The sequence below is a fragment of the Mesorhizobium sp. RSR565B genome (assembly GCF_054719465.1).
This window is the reverse complement of sequence record NZ_JBTTIE010000001.1, coordinates 4,089,667-4,110,180: the sequence shown is the minus strand read 5'-3', so window position 1 is coordinate 4,110,180 and position 20,514 is coordinate 4,089,667. Positions and strand designations below refer to the sequence as shown.

The following is a 20,514-nucleotide window of genomic DNA, read 5'->3' as shown; positions in this document are numbered from 1 at the left end:
TATCCCGGCTGTGGCTGACGATGCGGGTTTACTGTTTCCCGGAAGTTCCGAGCTTTTTAGTTGACAAGATTTATAGACATTGTCAAACCTGATCTAAGAAATTTTGTTCTGCAAATGGCGAAACTGCAGAATGGAATTTTATTTCATGCTACAAAAAAAGCCATTTGAAGTATGAAATCTTAAGTGCGGGAGCGCGGCGGCCAAATCTTTTCACAAACGGGCCGGCTCTTGGAACGATGGATTTTTCACCCGGCTGCCGACGACCGGCCGATTGATGCCGGCAGCAAAAAAGGACCAGGGCACCATGTCTCATTTCCTCACTCCGAACCGCCGCAGGTTCCTCGGCCTTTCGGCGACAGTGCTCGGAGCCACCCTGTTGCCCGCATCGCGCAGTGCCTACGCAGCCGAGCCGAAACAGGGTGGGACGGCGACACTGCTGCTCTCGGCTGAGCCGCCGGTGCTGACGACGATCGCCCACACCGCATTCAATTCGGTCTACGTCTCGGCAAAGACCACCGAGGGCCTGCTGACCTATGATTTCGATCTCACGCCGCGGCCATCGCTGGCCAGGCAGTGGTCGGTCAGCGACGATGGCCTGCAATACACATTCAAGCTGCGCGAAGGCGTGAAGTGGCATGACGGCCAGCCATTCACCGCTGCCGACGTCGCCTATTCGATCGCCACGATCAAGGAGGTTCATCCGCGCGGCCGCAACACCTTCCTCAACCTTGTCGATATCCAGACGCCGGATCCGCTGACCGTGACGCTGGTTCTGTCGAAGCCGGCACCTTACCTGATCACGGCGCTGGCCGCGGCCGAAACGCCGATCGTGCCGAAGCATCTTTATGACGGCAGCAAGGCCGCCGAGAATCCGGTCAACACGGCTCCGATCGGCACCGGCCCATTCGTCTTCAAGGAATGGGTCCGCGGCAGCCACATCGTCTACGAACGCAACCCCGGCTATTGGGATGCACCGCGCCCCTATCTCGACCGGCTGATCGTGCGTTTCATTCCGGACGCCTCGGGACGCGCACTGGCGCTCGAGACCGGCGAGATCGACCTGGCGCCGGCAACGCCGATCCCGTACAGCGATTTGCAGCGATTCGAAACGCTGCCGCATATCGGCTTCGAGAAGCAGGGTTACCAGTATTCCAACGGCATCAGCCGGGTCGAGTTCAACCTGGAGAAACCCTATTTCCAGGATGTTCGCGTCCGCCGCGCCTTCGCCCATGTCATCGACCGCGACATCATCCGCGACACCATCAACTACGGCTATGGCGCGACCATTCCGGGCCCGATCAATCCCAATCTGAAGAAGTGGTTCGTCGCCGACCTGAAGACCTATCCGGTCGACATTGCTGCCGCTGAGAAACTGCTCGACCAGGCAGGCTTGCCGCGCGACGCCGACGGCATCCGGCTCAAGCTTGTCCACGATTATGTTCCGAGCGGCGAGACCTACAAGCGTGGCGCTGAATACATCAAGCAGGCGCTGTCGGCGGTCGGGATCGCGGTCACCGTGCGCAGCCAGGATTTCGCCACCTACACCAAGCGCATCTACACCGACCGCGATTTCGACTTCACCTTCAACGGCATGAGCAATCTGTTCGACCCGACGGTCGGCGTGCAGCGCCTCTACTGGTCGAAGAATTTCAAGCCGGGCGTGCCGTTCTCGAATGGCTCGAAATACAGCAACCCCAAGGTCGATGAACTCCTTGAAGCGGCCGCTGTCGAGGTCGACCACGAAAAGCGCTTCGAGCAATGGGCCGCGATCCAGCAGATCCTGGTCGAGGACCTGCCCGACATCGGCATCGTCAGCCAGCCGGAAATCACCCTCTACAACAAGCGCATCGCCGACCACACGGTGGGCGCCGAGGGCAATGCCGGCTCCCTCGCAACAGCCCACATCGTCGCCTGATCCGCCAAACCCGTGCGCGGTCTTCACGCACGGGTTCCCTGCCTCCATCCGAGAAAGTTCGCCATGACGCTCGCCCATAAGCCTGGTTCCATCGTCGGCACGCCCTTCTTCAGGGCGCCCACCGATTATCCCGACAGCCCGCTGTCGAAAGCGCTTCAGCAGCCGGTGCTGCTCGGGCTGTTCCTGCCGATCCAGGCCGGTGGTTGGACCAACTCGACCCTGGAGCGTTCGACCGACTGGCGCTTCGACTACAATCGCGACCTGACGCTCAGGGCGGAAGAGCTTGGCTTCGACCTTGTCTTTGCCCTCAGCCAATGGCTGCCCAAGGGTGGTTATGGCGGTGTCTTCAACGGCCAGGCGCTTGACAGTTTCGTGTCCATCGCAGCCATGGCCGCGATCACCAAGAGGATCATGCTGATCTCGACCATGCATGTTCTCTACGGCCCGTGGCATCCGCTGCATCTGGCGAAATTCGGCGCTACTCTCGACCACATCTCCGGCGGCCGCTGGGGCATCAATGTGGTCACCGGCCATCGCGCCGTCGAACACGAGATGTTCGGCTGGAACCGCATCGAGCATGACCGCCGCTACGAACTCGCCGCCGAGTTTGTCGAAGTGCTGCAGCGGCTGTGGCAGGACGACGAGAATTTCTCCTTCTCCGGAGAATCGAGCTGGAAGCTCAACGGCGGCTTTGTCACGCCGAAGCCGAATTACGGCCGGCCGATCCTGGTCAACGCCACCGGCTCCGACGCCGGCATTTCCTTTGCCGGCCGTTACTCCGACATCGTCTTCGTCACCAGCCCGGCCGGCTCAGACATAGCCAGCGCGCTGGAGGCGCTGCCGGCGCATACCAAGAAGGTAAAGGACGCGGCCCTCGGTGTCGGCCGCACCGTGCGCACGCTGCTCAACCCGCTGGTCATCAGCCGACCGACCGAGAAGGAAGCCTGGGCGGTCGCCGACCAGATCGTCGCCCATGCCGACAGCCGCACGCCGAAAGGCTTCCAGACCTTCAACAGCGACGCCCAGGCCTGGAAAGGTCGAGAAGGCCGTGACGATCCCTACGCCAAGGTCGGCGGCAACATCTATCTCATCGGCACGCCCGAGCAGATCGTCGACCAGTTCGTCAAGCTCAAGGACGCCGGCATCGACGGACTGCAACTGTCCTTCTTCGACTTCAAGCCGGATCTCGAATTCTTCGGCGAGAACATCCTGCCGCTGATGAAGCAGGCCGGCCTGCGCAACGTCTGAGGAGCAATCATGACCACGACTGCGATCTCCGAAATCTGGTACACACGCTGCCCGGTGCCGACGCCTGTCGGACTTGCGGCACAACTCGGGCTTCTCGAGGAAACCTTCCGCAAGGAAGGGATCGAATTGAAGTCGATCATCGACTCGCCCAACCGCGATATCCGCCAAAGCCATTTCAACCACACGCTCGACTGGTCGTTCCGCCACGGCGGCAACGTGCCGCCGATCCGTGCCCGTTCCGAAGGGCGCAAGACGCGTCTCGTCGGCATCACCTGGACCGACGAGTTCCAGGCCATCATCGCCTTGCCCGGCTCCGGCATCAAAACGACCAGAGACCTGAAAGGCCGCCGCTTCGGCATCGCCCGGCGTCCCGAAGGCATCGTCGACTTCATGCGGGCGACGGCGCTGAAGGGCCTGGTATCGGCGCTGTCGCTCGAGGGCCTCAGCCATGCCGACGTCGAGATCGTCGACATCGCGCTGACCGACAGTGTGCTCGACAGCCAGGAAGGGCCATCGTTGTTCGGCCTCAAGCGCAAGCAGGCCTATGGCGAGGAGGCAGCAGCCCTGATCCGTGGCGACGTCGACGCCATCTATGTCAAGGGCACGGCCGGCATCAATGTCGCCAATCTGATCGGCGCCATCCAGGTCGCCGAATTCGGCTTCCACCCGGAGCCCAATATCCGCATCAATTCCGGTTCGCCGCGCGTGCTGACCGTCGACGATTTGCTGGCAAAAGAACGCCCCGATCTGATCGCTCGGCTGATCGAGACGATCCTGCGCGCCAGCGCCTGGGCCGAGGCGCATCCCGACGAGACGCGGCGCTTCGTTGCCCGCGAATCCGGCGCCACCGAAGAGCAGGTGCTGGCGGCCAACGGTCCGGATGTCCACAAACATCTCGGCCTCGGGCTGCAGCCCGAGCTCATCGCGGCGGTTTCCCACTACAAGGATTTCCTGTGCGACTGGGGTTTTCTCGCCAGCGATTTCGACGTCGAGAAATGGGTCGATCGCCGGCCGCTCGATCTGGTGACCATTCGCGCCGCCGCCTGAGAGGAAGCCAGCTTCATGACCTCGACCATTCCCGAGTTTCCACAACTCCTCGACACGGCAGCCGGCCTTGCCAACGACTTCGCGATGACCGCCGCGCATCACGACGCGACCGGGGATTTTCCGTTCGCCAATTTCGACCGGCTTCACCAGGCCGGGCTGCTTGGCCTGGTGACGGCGCGCGAGCATGGGGGCCTCGGTGGCGGGCTGGTGGAAGCCCAGGCAGTGATCGCCGAGATCGGCCGTGGCGAGCCGTCGACGGCGCTGGTGCTGGCCATGCATTACAACAGCCAGTACGCGCTGCGGAAATCCGGCAAATGGCCGCGCCATCTGGTGCAGCGGATTGTCGAGGCCGGCCGCCTCGGCCCTGCTTTGATCAACGCCGCGCAGGCCGAGCCGGGGATCGGCTCGCCCGCTCATGGCAAGCCGCCCGAAACCATTGCCCGGCGCGACGGCAATGTCTGGCGGATATCCGGCCACAAGAATTACGTCACCGGCATTCCGATCCTGAAATGGGTGAACTTGCTGGCGCTGACCGACGAGCCGCAACCGCGCCTCGCCTCGTTCCTGGTGCCGACCAATGCGCCGGGATTGCGCGTCGAAAAGACATGGAATGCCGCCGGCATGCGGGCCACCGCCAGCGACGATGTCATCCTCGACAATGTAGTAGTGCCTGCCGAAGACATTACCGAGGCACAGCCGGCGTCTGAACTGCTGAGGCGTGAAGAAGGGCCGACAGCGTTCTTCTTTTCGCTGATCGGCGCTGTCTACCATGGTGCGGCCCGCGCGGCCCGTGACCGGCTGGCCTCCTTCGTCACCACGCACGCGCCGGCGAGCCTCGGCGCGCCGCTATCGACGGTGCCGCACATCCAGGCGGGGCTGGGCGACATCGAGGTTCGGCTTGCGACCAGCACGCGGCTGCTGCGTTCGCTCGCCGAAGATGTCGATGCCGGCCGACCGGTCGGCACCGACGGCATGACGGTCAGGCATGTCGTCATCGACAATGCCGTTGCCGTCACCTCGCTGGCGCTGGAGCTTGCCGGCAATCCCGGCCTCAACAGAGATTTCCAGCTCGAGCGCCACCATCGCGATACGCTGACCGCGCGCTCGCATGCACCACAGAACCACATGATCCGCACGATCGCCGCCAAAGCGGCGCTCAGCCGCCACGCTGCCCCTCAGGTAGCCGAGCCGCCGGCTGTTGCTGTCAAACCCAGGCTCAAGGCGGTCGGGTGAGCGGCGTCATGGCATCCGAACATGTCGAAGTCGCCATCGTCGGTGGAGGCCCTGGCGGCCTGACACTGGCGCAGGGCCTGAAGAAGAACGGCATCGGCGTCGCCGTCTTCGAGAAGGATCGCGCCCGCACCGACTATGTCCAGGGTTTCCGCCTGCGCATCCGCCAGCGCGGCATCGATTCGCTGATCGCCAATCTGCCGCCGGAACTCTACGAAGCCTTTGTCGCCACGCTCGGCCAGGCGCCGGACCGCAACATCCTGCTCGACGAGAATTTCGAAACCTTGGGCGAGGATGCCTGGGGTGGCGGCAATGCGCAGGGCGAGGTTGACGACACGCATATCGAAAAGTCGGTGAGCCGCATCACGCTGCGCCAGGTGCTGCTGTCCGGCCTCGACGGTGTCGTGCGCCATGGCAAGGTCTTTTCACGCTACGAGGAGCAGCCGGACGGTTCGGTAACAGCTCATTTCGAGGACGGCTCGACAATCCATGCCGATGTGCTGGTCGGCGCCGACGGCGCCCGCTCGCGCGTGCGCCAGCAATTGGTGCCGCAGGCGCGAAGCTTCGACACCGGTGTCAGACGCCTCGCCGGCAAGATGACGCTGCATGCCGCAGCCCTTCACCAGATCTCGCCGCTGCTGCTCGACTACAATGCCGGCATCAGACCGACGGAAGGTCACGGGCTGATGGTCACCAGCCATCGGGTCAATGTCGAGGCCTATCGTAGATATGGGCTGATCGGGCTGGACGACGACACCCACAAGGACGTTGCCGGTTTCCATTTCAACAACACCACCAGCTATGTCTGGTGGAACACCGCGTATGAAAAGGATGAGCTCGCCACGGACGATGCGCTGGCAAGGCTCTCCGGCGCCGAACTGCTCGACTTGCTGATCTCGAAGATCGGCCACTGGCACAAGGACATCCTCAACCTCATTCGCTACACCGACCCGTCGACGGTGGCGCTGTTGCACGTCCACAGCTCGGAGCCTGTCGATCCGTGGCCGACGAAACGGGTGACGCTGCTCGGGGACGCCATCCATGCCATGACCTATTTCCGCGCGCTCGGCGGCAACACCGCGATCTATGATGCCGGGCTGCTGGTGCCGGAACTGGTGGCCGCCAGACGCGGCGACAAACCACTCCTCGAAGCCTTGTCGGACTATGAGGCGAGAATGCTGGAACACGGCGCCAATGCGGTGCGGTCTTCGCTGACGGCGATGCAGAAGAATGTCCTCTCAGGCCGCCGCCGTCAAAAGGAAGCCGCCGAATAGCGGCCTCCAAAATCACTCGACAGTTCTTCCTCTACGCCGCGTCCAGGCTGGCCGACTGGAAGTCATGCAACAGGATGGCGATCTCGAAACCGCGGCGTTGCAGCCAGTGCGCCGTCGTCGCGGCGCGGACGCCGAGCAGGTCGTCGATGAGCACGACACGAGCGCCGCGCACGGCGATGGTGCGATAGGCGACGCCGAGCAACTGCCCGCCCTCCGACGCGATCGACCCGGCAATGTGCGCTTCGGCGAATTCCTCCGGTGTGCGCACGTCAAGCAGGTAGGTCGTCCGCTTCTCGTCCTTCGCCCAGGCTGCCGCGGTCGCCGCATCGATGCGCGGAAAGCTGTCGCCTTCGGCGAGTTTTGCGATGTGCTCTCCGGCGAAGCGCTTCGCGTCCTCGCTGGCCGAACCATACCCAGCAGTCCTGCCGGTCTCGAGCGCAAGGCCGGCCTCACGCCACGCTTTGGTGCCGTCGTGCAGATAGGCAACCCTGTTGGGCACACCGGCGTCGATCAGCGTCTGCGCGCCGATGATTGCGCGCGGCAGGCCGGCACAGGAGACAACCACCTGCGTCTCCGGCGACGGCACCAGGTCGGCGAAGCGCAGCACCAGTTCGGCGCCCGGCACGCTGATGGCGCCAGGCACATGGTCCTTGTCGAACTCCGCTACCGTCCGGCTGTCGAGGATCACCACGTCGGCGACTTGGCCTTTGAGCGCTTCAAGTTCGTCGACGGTGATGACCGGCGTTCCTTTCTCGTCGCGGATCGCCAACGAAAAATCGACGCCCGGCGTGTCGAAGGTCGGCAAGCCGTCCAAGCCGCCTTTCGTCCATTCCGGAATTCCACCGGCCAGTGCGAAGAGCTGGCTGCGTCCGCGCCCGGTCAGTCGTTCGACAAGTCGCTCGGCAACGCCGCTGCCGTCATCGGCCAGCACGGTGCGCACCGCTTTGCGCGGGATGAAGCGGTCGATCTCCGCCTCGACCTGATCTGCGGGCAGATTGGTGGCGAACAGCGGCGATGCATATCCGACAGCCGCGCTGTCTCTGATATCCAGCACCGCCAGTTCCTCGCCGTCCGCCAGCCATTGGCGAAACGTTGTCGAGTCGATCGTCGTGTCGCTCATGATGCTTTCCTCTCTTTGCTGTTCGGCGGCGCCACGGACCGGACGCGCAAGGCCGAGATTCTCGCGTAGCGTGCTGCCTTCGTAAGCGGTGCGGAACAGGCCGCGCCGCTGCAGCTCCGGGATGACGAGATCGACGAAATCGGTGAGGCCCGTCGGCAGGATCGGCGGCATGACGTTGAAGCCGTCGGCCGCGCCGCCGGTGAACCACTCTTCCATCATGTCGGCGACATCCTTTGGCGTGCCGACGATCTGGAAATGGCCACGTGCACCGGCAACGGCGAGGTACAATTGCCGGATCGTCAGGTTCCGGCTCGCGGCCAATTCGGAAACGACTTTCAGCCGGCTTTTCACTGCATCGGAACTGCCGAGTTCCGGCAATGCTCCGTCGAGCGGATAACCGGAGAGATCCACGCCGCCGAGCAGTCCGGAAACCAGCGCCACGCCGACCACCGGATCGACCAGGCGCTGGATGGCGTCGAACTTGTCCTCGGCTTCAGCACGTGTCGGCGCGACGACTGGAAAGACACCGGGCATGATCTTCAAGCTGTTGGCGGAGCGGCCAAACGAGCCCAGCCGGCCCTTCAGCTCGCTGTAGAAACCCCGCGCCGATTCGATGGTCGGATGGGCCGTGAAAACCACCTCCGCCGTGCGCGCCGCCAGGTGCTGGCCGGCATCGGACGAACCGGCCTGGACGATGACGGGATGGCCCTGCGGTGGGCGGGCGACGTTGAGCGGTCCTTTGACGCGGAAATGCCTGCCGACATGGTCAAGAGCATGGATGCCGTGCCGGTCGATGGCGATCCCCGAAGCCTTGTCGGCGACGAAGGCATCGTCGTCCCAGCTGTCCCACAGCTTCTGCGCCACGGCGACGAACTCTTCGGCGCGGTCGTAGCGATCGGCATGAACGGGGTGCTGGTCGCGGCTGAAATTGGCGGCCGCGGGCGCATCGGCCGAGGTGACGACATTCCAGCCTGTCCTGCCGCCGCTCAGATGGTCGACCGAGGCAAACAGCCGCGCCAGATGGAAAGGCTCCCAATAGGTGGTCGAAGCGGTCGCGACGAGCCCGATCCTCTGCGTCACCGTCGAGAGCGCCGACAACAACGTCAGCGGCTCGAAATGCACGACATGGCCGGTGCGTTCAAAAGTCTCGATCGGCTGCTCGCCATTGCGCGCGCTGAGGCTGTCGGCAAGAAACACCATGTCGAAGAGGCCGCGCTCTGCGGTGCGCGCGGCGTCCGCGTAGTGCTGAAAACTCAGGCCCGGATTGGCCGGCACATCGGGATGGCGCCAGGCAGCTACATGATGGCCCGGCCCGCGGACGAAAGCGCCAAGCCTTATCTTTCGATCTTCAGTCATCAGCGGCTTTCAGGTTGATCGCAAAAGGGCGTTCCTATCTAGCGCCTGCCAAACCCACTGAGCGAAAGAATGCCTTTCGCCAGCTGGCAATTATTGTTTTTTGACATCGGGTCAAGGGAAAGCACGATGGCCGGCGCGGGAGCGATGGGCTAGAGCCACGCACCGTCGGTGTCGCAAAGGTCCTTGATGTTTCATACCCCCTCCTCCCCGCCTTCGATCATCCCTCCGCGTTCGACCCCGCGCTCGATCATCATCGTCGGCGGTGGCTTTGCCGGCGCGGTTGCCGCGATCAAGCTGCTCGACCGTTCGACCGAACCGCTGGCAATCACCATCATCGAGCGACGGGCAGAGCTCGGCCGCGGCGTCGCCTACAGCACCGTCGATCCACAACACCTCGTCAACGGCGCGGCGCGCATCTTCTCGCTGCACCCTGATGACCCCGATCATCTCGTTCGCTGGCTCATGGCGAATGGGCCGGAGCATGGCTGGGCGCCGCCCGCAGATGTGCCTGACTCCAGCCCGCCGCGCTGGCTGTTCGGCAGCTATGTCCAGTCCGAACTGACGAGAGCGACCAAAGACGCGGACGGGCGTTCCTCATTGCGCCACATCAACGCCTCGGCAATAGACATGCTGACCGGTCCATGTGGTGTCTGCGTCGGCACCAGCGATGGCCAGCAATTGCTGGCCGATGAGGTCGTCCTGGCGACCGGCGTGTTCCAGAGCGAGCCGTCCGCCACGGAAGCAGCCATCGTCGGCGATCCCCGCTATGTCGCCAACCCCTGGAATCCGGCGGCGCTCGACCGGCTTGCCGGCAGCAGGCAATTGCTGCTGATCGGCTCGAGTCTCAGCATGGTCGACGTCGTCGCCAGCATGGAGGCGCGCGGCTTCAAGGGCAGCTATCGCGTCGTGTCGCGGCGCGGACAGATCGTCGAGCCTCGGCGCAATACCGAAGCGTCGCGCGATTTTCTTACCGGGCGGCCGCTGCCGAAAACCACGAGGGCGCTTCTTGCCTTGGTAAAGGCCGAACGCCGGGCCATCGAGGCCGCCGGGCTGGACTGGCAAGGGCTGCCTTTGACGATCCGGCCGTGGATCCTGGCTCTGTGGCAAGGCGCTACCGACAAGGAGCGCCTGAAGTTCGCACGCCATCTGCGCGCTTTCTGGGACGTCACCGCGCATCGAGCGGCGCCGCCGAGCTTTGAGCGCGTCGCACTGGCGCAAAGCCAAGGCCGTTGGGCGGGCGGCGCCGGACGGGTGCTGGCACTGCATCCGCGAGCCGGCGGCATTGTCGCCGAGATCCGCTGGCGCGATAGCGGCGCGGTCGAACGGCTGCGTTTCGACGGTGTCGTCAACTGCCGGGGCCATCAGGAGCATGACTGGCGGCGGATCGCCGATCCGTTTGTCCAGAGCCTGCTGGAGAACGGCATCGTCAGGCCGCATGCGACCGGGTTCGGCATCGACGCCACGCATGACGGCCAGGTGATTTCCGGCGACGGCAGGACCCACGGCAATCTGTTTGCCATCGGCCATCCGCTGCGCGGCGTCGCCTGGGAATCGAGTTCCATCGGCGAACAGCTGGCGCAAGCCATCGCCCTTGCCGGCCTTCTGGTCGGCTCCAGCCCAAGGCTGCGTGCTCTGGCCTGACCGTTCTGCACCTCAAGACCATAGAAACGAAAAGGGCCGCGCCGAGACGCGGCCCTTTTCTTGCTGATGTCCGCCGGGTTCAGGCGTTCGGATCGATATAAGCGTCTGCGAAACTGGCCGACAGGCCTTCAGCACCCGGCGCGTAATTCTTGACGGCCTTGCGGGCAATGATGATGGTCGGCGGTGCGATCAGATTGATGATCGGCAACTCGTCGGCGATGATCTCCTGGAACCTGAAGAACAGCTGCTTGCGCTTGGCCTCGTCAAGCTCCACCGATGCGGCCTCCAGCAGCCGGTCGACCTCAGGGTTCTCGTAGTGCGCGCCGTTGGAGAATGGCAGCCCGATCTTGATGTTCTTCGACCAGTAGAGCCGTTGCGCACCGGCGCTCGGGTCGAAGATGTTGCCGCAGGATTCCGTCGACAGGTCCCAGGTGCGATCCGTGTAGATGGTTTTGACATAGGTGCCGAAGTCGAATTTCTGGATCTCGGCGTCGATGCCGATCTTGGCCAGTGCCTGTTTGAGGAAGTCGGCATAGCCCCACGGATTATAGGGATTGTTGGTGAGCCTGAGCTTGAAGCGGATGCCGTCCGCTCCGCGCTTGAAGCCAGCCTCGTCGAGCAGTTTTTCCGACAGCGCCGTTTCGACGGTCGCCGCCTTCACATCGGGATCGAAATACTTCTTGTTGACGACGCTGATCGGTGTCGGCGACACTTGGCCATAACCGTAGAACACGATGGCATTGATCGCATCAAGATCGATGGCATGCGCGATTGCCTGACGGACCTTCTTCTCCTTCAGGATCGGGTTTTCCAGGTTGATGATCAGCTGGTGCAGCGGGCCGCTATAGGCAAAGACGGTGCTATCGACGACGAACTGCGGCAACGCCTTGAACCGCTCCAGATCGGCAAACGCCACCGGGTTCGGGCCGATGTCGACTTCACCCGTCTCGAGTGCCGCGGCGCGCGCGCCGGGATCGGTGATGAAGCGGAAGATGATCCGGTCGAGATAGGGTTTTGGCGCATCCCAATAGGTCGGGTTCTTCTCGACGATGATGTGGCTGCCCTTGACCCATTCCTTGAGCACGAACGGTCCACTGCCGATGATCTGCTCGAAGGACGGATCGTCCGCCGGCTTCAGCTTCTCGTAGATGTGCTTGGGCACGACGGGCGATTCCGTCGCGGCCAGCCCCGAGATCAGCGCGGCGGACGGTTTAGACAGTTTGATTTTCACCACATGCGGATCCGACGTGTCGACGTCGGTGACATTCTGGAAGGTGATGCGTCCACGCGGATGCGCTTCACGCAGTCGCGAGATCGAAAAGGCCACGTCTTGCGATGTCAAATCATGGCCGTCGCTGAATTTCACCCCCGGCCGCAGCTTGAAGACATATTCGAGCCCGTCATCGCTGATCGACCATTCGGTGGCCAGTTGCGGCCTTGGATTGAGGTCGTAGTCGTAGGCGAGCAGGCCGTCGAAAATCTTCGGCCCGATGGTGGCCGGTCCACCGGCGCTGGTGTTGATGGAAACGATCTGGTTGGGCTCGGGATAGTAGACGAAATTGAGCGTGCCGCCCGCCACCGGCTTGGCGTCTTCGGCAAAGGCCCCGGCAGGTAGGGCGGTACTCGCGCCGGCCAGCAGCAGGAACTGATTGAACAAGCGTCGGTTGATGGTCATGGTCGGTACTCCGCGTTTGCGCGATTTGTCTTTATGGGGAAAAGTCGGGATCGGTGGTTTCACGCACCGATCCAAGGCAAGGCAATCCGAGCGCCTATGCGTTTGGCGCGAGCCAGATCTGCGCGAAGCTGTTGTTGATGCCTTGCGCTCCGGGTGCGAAATCCCTGACCTTCTTGTTGGCAACAATCTGGGCACCGGCCGCAACGAGGTCGACCGACACCACGTCGTCATGGATGATGTGCTGGAACTTGTACCAGAGCTCGCGCCGTTTCGTTTCGTCGGGCTCGATTGCGGCGGCTTCGAGGATCTGGTCGACCTCGGGGTTCGCATAGTGGCTGGCGTTGGAGAAGACGAGGCCGATCTTGAAATTCTTCGACCAGTAGGCGCGCTGGACGCCGAGCGTCGGATCAAAGGTGTTCGACAGCGACTCAACCACCAGGTCCCAGGCGCGGTCGGTGTAGACGGTCTTCAGGAACGTCGACAGATCGAGCTTCAGGATCTCGGCGTCGATGCCGACCACTGCCAGCGACTGCCTGATGAAATCGGCATAGGACGCCGGCAGGAACGCGTTGTAGGCGAGCCGGAGCTTAAAGCGCGTGCCGTCGGCGCCGCGCGGATGGCCGGCATCGTCGAGCAGTTTCTCCGCCAGTTTGGGGTCGGGTTCGCGCGCCTTGATGCTGGGGTCATACCATTTGGGCAGTGCCGTGCTGATGGGACTTGGCGATACCTGCGCATAGCCATAGAGCGCAATGTCGACCAGCTTCTGCAGGTCGATCGCGTGGGCGATGGCCAGACGCACGTCGCGCTTGGTCAGGATTTCGTTCTCGTAGTTGAAGAACAATTGCTGCTGCGGGCCGGAATAGGCATAGGTGTTGGTGTCGACGACCAAAGCGGGGTTGGCCTTCAGCCGCTCGATATCGGCCAGCGGCACGGGATTGGCGCCGATATCGATCTCGCCGGTTTCAAGAGCCGCCGAGCGTGCCGCCGGGTCGAGAATGACATGCAGCACGACGCGGTCGAGGTAAGGCCTTGGCGCATCCCAATAGTTCGGATTGCGATCGAAGATCAGATGGCTGCCGGGCACCCATTCCTTGAGAACGAAGGGGCCGGTGCCGATCGTCTGTTCCAGCTTGGGCTGTTCTGCCGGCTTGAACGTTTCGTAGACATGCTTCGGCACGATCGGTGATTCCGAACTGCTCAGCGCCGTGATCAGATAGGGCGCCGGCTTCGAAAGCACGACAATGGCGGTGTGCGGATCGGGCGTCTCGACCGCTGTCACGTTCTGGTAGGTGATGCGGCCGCGCGGATGCGCCTCCTTCAGCCGGAAGATGGTGAAGGCAACATCTTCCGAGGTGAAGTCCTTGCTGTCATGCCACTTGACACCCTGGCGCAGCTTGAAGGTGTAGCGCAGGCCGTCATCGCTGATCGACCACTCCGTGGCCAGCAGCGGTTTCGGGGTGAGGTCGTAGGCGAAATCAAGCAGGCCTTCGTTCACCTTGGGGCCGATCGCCTGGCCGGTGCCCGACGAGGTGTTGATGGCGATCAGCGACGTCGGATCGGGATAGTAGGCCCAGTTGAGCGTGCCGCCCTGAACGGGCGTGCCTTCGGCTGCAAAGGAAAGGCCGGGCAATGCGAAACTCGCACCCCCAAGCAGCAAGAGCTGGTTGAAATGACGACGATTGACAGACATGGTCTTGGGCTCCGGAAAACGGATTGCATCCGGCGGCCGAACGCACTCCGGCGCCTCGACGCAATGATCCCTGCCGTCGCGCAAAACCGGAAGAATGATTTTCTATCGTCGGCCGAAAGCGCCGCTTTGCACGACTGGTTCATTCCAGGCCTGCGAAGCCGACCGACACCCAAATCGGTGCTGCCCGTCTTATTTCTACAAGAATAGTAGACATTGCGATTTTTTAGATTTCCGTTCCCGCTGGCGCGACGCTGCGGCAAACGAAATTTTCCGCCGCACGCTTTGGCGCAAAGCCCGCCCTCGTCGCGCCGGGTCCGAACGTGTTGAATGCGCCTCATGGTTGATCTCATTCGCGCCAAACCGAGGAAGCTACGACCGACGCTGGCGAGACTTCCGCCGCTGACCTCGCTTCGCGCCTTTGTCGCAACCGCCCGCCATCTGAGCTTTACGCGAGCGGCGGAAGAACTCCATGTCACGCCCGCCGCCATCGGCCAGCAGATCCGCCTGCTGGAGGATCACCTGGGGCAACCGCTGTTCCAGCGCAACCGGGGCGAGCTTTTGCTGACCTCGGCCGGTCAGGCGCTGATGCCCGGGCTCACCGAGGCTTTCGACGTCGTTGTCGAATCGGTCGCGCGTATTTCCGGCGACGAGGAGGATGCGCCGATCAAGGTGTCGGTCGCGCCCTCCTTCGCCAGCAAATGGCTGATCCCGCGCCTCGACGCGCTGCGTGAGGCGGTGCCCGGACTCGAAGTACTGGTCGATGCATCGACAAGGCTTGCCGACTTTGCCAGCGAAGATATCGACTGTGTCATCCGCTACGGCTCGGGCGCCTATAGCGGCCTCATCACGGAACGGCTGTTCTCGGAAGCGGTGCTGCCTGTCTGCAGCCCCGAATTTGCCCGCACGCACGGCCTCTTCCGTGGACCGGAAGGGCTGCGTAACGCGCCGATCCTGCATGAGGACGGGCCGGAGCGCGATCCAAGTTGCCCCGACTGGAAGGGCTGGCTGCGATCCAACGGCCTGTCCGGCCGCCTTGTCGACGGCGGCATACGGCTTAGCCAGTCCTCGCTGGTACTCGACGCCGCGGTTGCCGGCAAGGGCATCGGTCTCGGCAAATTCCGACTGGCCGAGCCTGACCTTGCGGCAGGGCGGCTGGTCAGCCCTTTCGGCTCGCCGCAGCCGGTCGAGTTTTCCTATTACTTCGCGACGACGCCACACAAGGCGAAGCTCGCGACCGTCGAGCGCTTCCATGGCTGGCTGAAGGCTGAGGCGCGAAGGGTTGGCGCACTCGACTTCACACCGCCGGCAGCACTGCCGGCGCGCATCGCCATCGTTGCCGCCGAATAGCCTTGGCTATTTGAGCTTGAAGCCCAGCGCCTTGAGCGCATCACCCAGGCGATCACGGCCTTTCAGCGCCGCAGTGCTGCCGATGCGGTTCGACATCAGTTCGGTCCAGTCGACAACGGGCATCGACTGCTCTTGCTGAAAGGTGCGAAGCGTCAGATTGTACGCTGCGAGATCGTCCTGATCGAAGCCTGACTGATAGCGCTCGCGATGCAGCGCAACACGCTGCGGCAGTCTGGGCTTGATGTCGGTCGCAGCCAGGAGATCGGGACAGCCAACGGTCAGGCCGAACACCGCCACGGTTTCCGGCGGCAGGCCGAGCTCTTGCGCCACGGCCTCAGGATGATTGCGCATGGCGCCGATGTAGCAGGAGCCGAGCCCGAGCGCATCGATTGCCACCACGGCATTCTGCGCGGCAAGTGCTGCGTCGATCACGGCCAGCAGAAAACTCTCCTGATAATCGAGCCCCTCGCCCGCCCGGCTGTTTGCCTCGGCAATGGCGCGCAGCCGTGACAGGTCGGCCAGCCAACCAGCAGCAACGGCGCCTGCTCGATATGGCGATTGACCGCCGCCAGTCCGGCAAGCCGCGCCTTGCGCGCCGGATCCTCGACGGCGATGACGCTCCACGCCTGCAGATTGGACGAGGTCGGCGCCGACTGGGCGGCAGCGATGATAAGTTCGAGCGTCCCTTCGGGCAGAGGCCTGGCGAGATAGTTGCGGACCGAGCGATGTGAAAGGATCGCCTCGAGGGCTTCGTTCTAGTTTGCAGTGTTCGCCTCTTGCGGCGCCCGGTAACGCCGCCTTAGTGCTGCTTCACCGCGCAGGTCGGCGTCGGAAGGGCGGATGCTGAAAGCGGCCGGCTGTGGCATTGTCGTCCCTATTTGGCGATCTGGCTCGTTCGGTGTTCTGACAACCCCACGTCATTCAACAAACGCGGCTTGGACCCTATTGCGCAATAGCGGGAGCAACTGGTCGCCTTGCCGCTTGATCTCGGAAAGATACGGCGTGTCCGAGAGCACGAAATGCGTGATGCCCAGATCCCGGTACTTGCCGAGCGAACTGGCCACGTCGGCGGCCGAGCCGACCAGCCAGGTGGTGCCGGCGCCGCCGCCGCCATATTTGCCCGGCGCAGTGTAGAGATTGTCGTCCAGCACCTCGCCGCGCGTGTGCAGATCGAGCAGACGCTGCTGGCCTACCGCTACCGCCCGACCATGATCATTCCAGCCGGCGCCCTGGCCCTTTGCCATTTCGGCGACCTTCGCCTCGGCGTCCGCCCAGGCCTGCCCGGTGGTGTCGCGGACCAGCGTGGTGACCCGCAACCCGAATTGTAGAGGCGGGAGGTCCCGGTCAAGTTCCCGGCTCAAGGCCTTGAGCCGCTCGATCCGCTCCCGGACGCCGTCGAGCGGCTCGCCCCAGAACAGCTGGACATCGGCCTCGCTGGCCGAGACGCGCTCGGCCGCCTCCGACGCGCCGCCGAAATAGAGCCTGGGATGGCGACGGTTTCCACGGACAGGGATGCGGGGCATGACGGTAGACCCGGTGACCTTGAAGTGCTCGCCGGCAAAGGTGACGTTCTCTTCGGTCCAAAGTCTGCGAACCAGCCGCATGAACTCTCTGGTGCGGGCATAGCGATGGTTCTGCTCGCCTTCGCTGTCGCCATAGGCAGCGAGGTTGTCCTTGCCCGACACTATGTTGATACGCACGCGACCGCGGGTCAGCTGGTCGAGCGTGGCGACCGCGGATGCGAAGTGCGCTGGCCGCCAGTAACCCGGGCGGATCGCGATGAGCGGCTCGAAGGAGGTGGTCCGCGCGGCGAGCGCGGCGGCGACGGTAAACGTGTCGGGCCGACCCCAGCCGGTACCGATCAGCGCGCCCTTCCAGCCGTGTTCCTCAAGCGCCTTTGCGTGGCTGGTCAGCGTCTCCAGGCTGTTGTGGTCCTCGACGGCCGGCTCGCCGCGGTGACCGGGATCGATCTGGTTCGGGATGTACCAGAGAAATTCGGGATCAGCGCTCATTGTCGGGCCTGTATTTTTGTCGAGCGTGGAGGTCAATGGCGGTACCTTCCGCGCCGTTATCGTTTGATGATCGTTCAATGGGTGGCCCCGAGCAACCCTGACGCCTTGTGCGGCTGCGGCGCGAAACGGCTTTCAGGCCTGATAAGGCCGAGATGGTCGCGCAGCGTGCGCCCTTCATAGTCGCTGCGAAACAGGCCGCGCCGGCGCAGGATCGGCACGACCGTATCGACAAAGACTTCCAGCCCGGTCGGCAGCACGTCAGGCATCAGGTTGAAGCCATCGGCGGCGCCGGCGACAAACCATCTTTCGATATCGTCGGCGATCTGCTCCGGCGTGCCGACAACGGTGCGGTGGCCGGTACTGCCGTTGAGCGCCCGGATCAGTTGGCGAACGGTGAAATCGTTGTTGCGGGCAAGTGCCAGCGTGGCCTTGAAGAAGGTGTGGCCGCCGTTGGGCGGCAGCGGGATGACGTCAGGCAGCTTCTCGTCGAGCCTCAGCCGCTCGCGGTCGATGCCGAGCACGCCCGACAGCCGCGTCAGGCTGTAGTCGAGCGGGATGCGGTCCCACAGTTCTTCCTGCCGCCGCTCCGCTTCCGCCTCGGTGCTGCCGATGATGGTGGCCAGACCGGCGAGGTTGAGCGGCAGGCCGCCGCTTCTGCCATAGGCGACAGCCCGGGCCTTCAGCTCCTTTGCGTAGGCGAGCGCCTCCTCGAACGATTGCGACGCGGAAAACACCGCTTCGGCGTGGCGCGCGGCGAGCTCCTTGCCGTCATCGGAACCGCCGGCCTGGATGACCACCGGATGCCCTTGCGGCGAGCGCGGCACATTGTGCGGCCCATGCACCGAAAAATGCGCGCCCTCGTGCTCGATGGCGTGAACCTTGGCGGCATCGACGAAGCGCCCACTGGCGACGTCGCCGATGAAGGCATCGTCCTCCCAGCTGTCCCACAGCGCCTTGACGATTTCGGTGAATTCGGCGGCCCGCTCGTAGCGCCGGCCATGATCTATCGCGCCGGTCAGGCCGAAATTGCGGGCCGAGGCGGGATCGGCCGTGGTCACGATGTTCCAGCCGATGCGCCCGCCGCTGACATGGTCGAGCGTCGCGAAACGACGGGCGATGTTGTAGGGCTCGTTGAAGCTGGTCGATGCCGTCGCAATCAGGCCGATGCGCTCGGTCGCGGCGGCTATCGTCGCCAGCACGATGGTCGGTTCCAGCGATGTAATCGGCCGATAGTCGATGCGATCCGAAATTGCCGCCTGATCGGCAAGGAATATAGCGTCGAGCTTGGCGCGCTCGGCGATCTTCGCCACCTGCACATAGTGGTCGACGGTGAAGGCGGCATAGGGGTCGACCCCGTCCATCCGCCATGCCGCCGGCGAGAAGCCGGCGTGCAGGATGTTGACATTGAGGTGGAGCTGTCGGCCGCTCATCGAAAGACGCCGGGCTCGGGATAGGCGCCAGTCAGATACCAGGTGCCGACGGTGCGGGCCTTGTATTCGGCGGGGTTGTGCAAGGTGTGGATGCGCGCATTGCGCCAGAAACGGTCGAAGCCGTATTTGCGCACCGCCGAGCGCGCGCCCATCACCTCGAAGATCTCGGTGGTGACTTCGAGCGCGACATTGCCGGCCAGCACGTTGGCCGCGGCAACTGCAACCGCCGCTTCCCCGCGCTCTTGCTCGGTCAACGCCTTGCCGCGCGCGATCGCATGATCGATCGCCGCCGCAGCGCGATCAGCCAGCACCGTTGCCGCCCGCGTCTTGACCCAGAGCTCGCCATATTGCCGCTTGATCCATGGATCGTCGATGTGGCGCTCGACGCCGGAATACATCCACGGTCGCGAGCTGTTGAGCGTGTAGTCGCGTGCCGCTAGCAGTGCGCCCTGGGCGGTGCCGATGAAGACATTGAGCAGCACGCTTTGCTGCTGCAGCGGGCCGATGGTGCGGATCGGCAGCGACGCGTCGACCCAGCCGCGCACCAGTTCGTTGTCATGGATCCTAACATCCTTGTAGGCGACCTTGCCACTGCCGGTTTGCGTCTGGCCGATGCCGTCCCAGTCGTCGAGAATGGTGATGCCCTCACGATCCGCCGGGATGGCCGCGAACTTCCGCTCGCCGCTGACCTCGTCTTCCCAGGAGGTCGAAAGATAGTCGGCGACATGCGAGCCGGAGGCGAAGGGCTTGAAGCCGCTGACGATCGTCCACTCGCCATCCTTGCGGCCGAACAGCGTCTTGGAAAAGCTGTTGCCGGTGTTGCCCCAGAACCAGTCGCCCGCAGCCGAACGCCGCAGCAGATCGGCTGAGCACGGTTCGTCCGAATTGAGCCTTGCGGCGATCAGCGCGCTGAAATGGTAGCCGTAGATGTGGCCGATCGAGCCGTCGACCTTGGCGAACTCGCGGCCGATCTTCAGCGCCGTCGAATAGGGTTCGCCGGCGCCGCCGAATTCCTTGGGAATGACGATACTGAGCAGGCCGCTCTCCTTGAGCAGGCGGATCTGTTCGACGGGCCTGCCGCCAAGCTGGTCGCGCTCGACCGCGTCGCGGGCAAAGATGTCGCGCAGCTCGACCGCCTTGGCGACCCATGGATTGGAGGTATCGGGATCGAAGCTCATCAGGTCACTCATGCAGATGCGGGAAGCCGTGGCGCTCGGCAAGCAGCGCAAGAATGCGCCTTGTGTCGTCGGCAAAGACCTTGCCCTTGGCGGTCGGTAGGTCGGCTGGCGGATCACCGCCGACGACCAGCACCGGCAGCGACTGGTGGCGTTCGCCGAGCGTATCGATCACCTTACCCCTCGGCCTTGCGAACGGCACGCGCTCGACGTCCAGCCTGGCGGCAAGATCGGGAAAGGCTGCGAGCAGCCCTTCGACCTTGTTGGAATAGGGGCAGACGAAGGTCTGGCCCGGATGCTTTGGGTCGGCGAAACCCGGCTGGATGAGAAAGAGCGTGTCTCGCGCCATCGGCT

At 63.7% G+C, this 20,514-nt stretch carries 14 protein-coding genes and 1 pseudogene; 7 read left to right on the top strand and 8 right to left on the bottom strand.

What is annotated here, in order from left to right:
• Nucleotides 1–304 precede the first annotated feature (304 nt).
• The 5 genes from ACYG9R_RS19850 (at nt 305) to ACYG9R_RS19830 (ending at nt 6,714) form a co-directional block, all read left to right on the top strand.
• On the top strand, nt 305–1,915 hold the full coding sequence (locus ACYG9R_RS19850; RefSeq protein ID WP_023824727.1) for an ABC transporter substrate-binding protein: 1,611 nt from the start codon (nt 305–307) through the stop codon (nt 1,913–1,915).
• Between the two features lie 63 nt (nt 1,916–1,978).
• A complete protein-coding gene (locus ACYG9R_RS19845; RefSeq protein ID WP_023670870.1) occupies nt 1,979–3,163 on the top strand; it encodes an LLM class flavin-dependent oxidoreductase in 1,185 nt (394 codons plus the stop codon).
• Between the two features lie 9 nt (nt 3,164–3,172).
• A complete protein-coding gene (locus ACYG9R_RS19840; protein WP_023824726.1) occupies nt 3,173–4,210 on the top strand; it encodes an ABC transporter substrate-binding protein in 1,038 nt (345 codons plus the stop codon).
• Nucleotides 4,211–4,225: 15 nt separating this feature from the next.
• Nucleotides 4,226–5,443: an acyl-CoA dehydrogenase family protein gene (locus ACYG9R_RS19835; RefSeq protein ID WP_023824725.1), complete on the top strand. Its 1,218-nt coding sequence runs from the start codon at nt 4,226–4,228 to the stop codon at nt 5,441–5,443.
• A gap of 8 nt (nt 5,444–5,451) precedes the next feature.
• Entirely contained in the window at nt 5,452–6,714 is a 1,263-nt protein-coding gene (locus ACYG9R_RS19830) for an FAD-dependent oxidoreductase (RefSeq protein ID WP_023824724.1), read from the top strand.
• 31 nt (nt 6,715–6,745) lie between these two features.
• Here ACYG9R_RS19830 and ACYG9R_RS19825 read toward each other — a convergent pair whose 3' ends face one another.
• Nucleotides 6,746–9,190 (bottom strand): NtaA/DmoA family FMN-dependent monooxygenase, encoded by a 2,445-nt coding sequence (locus ACYG9R_RS19825; RefSeq protein WP_023824723.1) that lies wholly within the window; start codon nt 9,188–9,190, stop codon nt 6,746–6,748.
• Between the two features lie 186 nt (nt 9,191–9,376).
• Here ACYG9R_RS19825 and ACYG9R_RS19820 point away from each other — a divergent pair, with 186 nt between their 5' ends.
• Nucleotides 9,377–10,831, top strand: coding sequence for an FAD/NAD(P)-binding protein (locus ACYG9R_RS19820; protein WP_050590553.1), 1,455 nt, complete (start codon nt 9,377–9,379; stop codon nt 10,829–10,831).
• A gap of 79 nt (nt 10,832–10,910) precedes the next feature.
• Here ACYG9R_RS19820 and ACYG9R_RS19815 read toward each other — a convergent pair whose 3' ends face one another.
• The gene (locus ACYG9R_RS19815; RefSeq protein ID WP_023824721.1) at nt 10,911–12,506 is read right to left on the bottom strand and encodes an ABC transporter substrate-binding protein; all 1,596 of its coding nucleotides are present in this window, start codon (nt 12,504–12,506) and stop codon (nt 10,911–10,913) included.
• Nucleotides 12,507–12,600: 94 nt separating this feature from the next.
• The gene (locus ACYG9R_RS19810; protein WP_023824720.1) at nt 12,601–14,196 is read right to left on the bottom strand and encodes an ABC transporter substrate-binding protein; all 1,596 of its coding nucleotides are present in this window, start codon (nt 14,194–14,196) and stop codon (nt 12,601–12,603) included.
• A gap of 336 nt (nt 14,197–14,532) precedes the next feature.
• Here ACYG9R_RS19810 and gcvA point away from each other — a divergent pair, with 336 nt between their 5' ends.
• Complete coding sequence (gene gcvA, locus ACYG9R_RS19805; protein WP_352723180.1) at nt 14,533–15,543, top strand: transcriptional regulator GcvA; 1,011 nt, start codon at nt 14,533–14,535, stop codon at nt 15,541–15,543.
• Between the two features lie 6 nt (nt 15,544–15,549).
• Here the strand turns inward: gcvA and ACYG9R_RS19800 are convergent.
• The 5 genes and pseudogenes from ACYG9R_RS19800 to ACYG9R_RS19780 form a co-directional block, all read right to left on the bottom strand.
• Nucleotides 15,550–16,280 (bottom strand): annotated as a pseudogene (locus tag ACYG9R_RS19800) (NADPH-dependent oxidoreductase).
• Nucleotides 16,281–16,460: 180 nt separating this feature from the next.
• On the bottom strand, nt 16,461–17,555 hold the full coding sequence (locus ACYG9R_RS19795) for an LLM class flavin-dependent oxidoreductase (protein WP_023824719.1): 1,095 nt from the start codon (nt 17,553–17,555) through the stop codon (nt 16,461–16,463).
• Nucleotides 17,556–17,629: 74 nt separating this feature from the next.
• Nucleotides 17,630–18,985, bottom strand: a complete 1,356-nt coding sequence (locus ACYG9R_RS19790; protein ID WP_023824718.1) for an LLM class flavin-dependent oxidoreductase — start codon at nt 18,983–18,985, stop codon at nt 17,630–17,632.
• On the bottom strand, nt 18,982–20,163 hold the full coding sequence (locus ACYG9R_RS19785; RefSeq protein WP_023824717.1) for an acyl-CoA dehydrogenase family protein: 1,182 nt from the start codon (nt 20,161–20,163) through the stop codon (nt 18,982–18,984). The genes ACYG9R_RS19790 and ACYG9R_RS19785 overlap by 4 nt, the downstream gene beginning before the upstream one ends.
• Nucleotides 20,164–20,167: 4 nt before the next feature.
• Nucleotides 20,168–20,509, bottom strand: a complete 342-nt coding sequence (locus ACYG9R_RS19780) for a DUF3088 domain-containing protein (RefSeq protein ID WP_023727409.1) — start codon at nt 20,507–20,509, stop codon at nt 20,168–20,170.
• Between the last annotated feature and the right edge of the window lie 5 nt (nt 20,510–20,514).

Excerpts from the sequence above, each read along its gene's own strand:
- ACYG9R_RS19850 (WP_023824727.1), top strand. The coding sequence starts at position 305 with ATGTCTCATTTCCTCACTCCGAACCGCCGCAGGTTCCTCGGCCTTTCG.
- ACYG9R_RS19845 (WP_023670870.1), top strand. The coding sequence starts at position 1,979 with ATGACGCTCGCCCATAAGCCTGGTTCCATCGTCGGCACGCCCTTCTTC.
- ACYG9R_RS19840 (WP_023824726.1), top strand. The coding sequence starts at position 3,173 with ATGACCACGACTGCGATCTCCGAAATCTGGTACACACGCTGCCCGGTG.
- ACYG9R_RS19835 (WP_023824725.1), top strand. The coding sequence starts at position 4,226 with ATGACCTCGACCATTCCCGAGTTTCCACAACTCCTCGACACGGCAGCC.
- ACYG9R_RS19830 (WP_023824724.1), top strand. The coding sequence starts at position 5,452 with ATGGCATCCGAACATGTCGAAGTCGCCATCGTCGGTGGAGGCCCTGGC.
- ACYG9R_RS19825 (WP_023824723.1), bottom strand. The coding sequence starts at position 9,190 with ATGACTGAAGATCGAAAGATAAGGCTTGGCGCTTTCGTCCGCGGGCCG.
- ACYG9R_RS19820 (WP_050590553.1), top strand. The coding sequence starts at position 9,377 with ATGTTTCATACCCCCTCCTCCCCGCCTTCGATCATCCCTCCGCGTTCG.
- ACYG9R_RS19815 (WP_023824721.1), bottom strand. The coding sequence starts at position 12,506 with ATGACCATCAACCGACGCTTGTTCAATCAGTTCCTGCTGCTGGCCGGC.
- ACYG9R_RS19810 (WP_023824720.1), bottom strand. The coding sequence starts at position 14,196 with ATGTCTGTCAATCGTCGTCATTTCAACCAGCTCTTGCTGCTTGGGGGT.
- gcvA (WP_352723180.1), top strand. The coding sequence starts at position 14,533 with ATGGTTGATCTCATTCGCGCCAAACCGAGGAAGCTACGACCGACGCTG.
- ACYG9R_RS19795 (WP_023824719.1), bottom strand. The coding sequence starts at position 17,555 with ATGAGCGCTGATCCCGAATTTCTCTGGTACATCCCGAACCAGATCGAT.
- ACYG9R_RS19790 (WP_023824718.1), bottom strand. The coding sequence starts at position 18,985 with ATGAGCGGCCGACAGCTCCACCTCAATGTCAACATCCTGCACGCCGGC.
- ACYG9R_RS19785 (WP_023824717.1), bottom strand. The coding sequence starts at position 20,163 with ATGAGCTTCGATCCCGATACCTCCAATCCATGGGTCGCCAAGGCGGTC.
- ACYG9R_RS19780 (WP_023727409.1), bottom strand. The coding sequence starts at position 20,509 with ATGGCGCGAGACACGCTCTTTCTCATCCAGCCGGGTTTCGCCGACCCA.